1 other RNA gene is annotated in these 230 nt (G+C 64.3%); it reads right to left on the bottom strand.

Annotated elements, in window-relative coordinates:
• Positions 1-59: signal recognition particle sRNA small type (gene ffs / locus CVH10_RS25065), an RNA gene on the bottom strand; the annotation flags it as partial.
• Positions 60-230: the final 171 nt, after the last annotated feature.

The raw sequence follows: 230 nt of genomic DNA, 5'->3' as shown, positions 1-230 counted from the left end.
TGGCTGCTGCCTTCCGGCCCTGACCAGATTGGCGAAGCCTTCGCCCGCGATCTCCGAAAGGGGATATGACGGGTGCGACGGTCGGAATCAAGAGCTACAAGGACGCATGGCCCATCAGAACATCTTCGCCGGCAATCCGCTCGACCGGGCCGGCGACCTGAGGAATGATCCCGACTGGCTGGCCGAACAGGCGGACAAACCCTACGCCCAGGCCTTGGCGCTCTGGGAGG

This window comes from Halomonas sp. ND22Bw (assembly GCF_003011945.1).
GTDB classification, from domain to species: Bacteria; Pseudomonadota; Gammaproteobacteria; order Pseudomonadales; family Halomonadaceae; genus Halomonas; species Halomonas halophila.
This window is presented reverse-complemented; position numbering and strand designations above follow the sequence as displayed.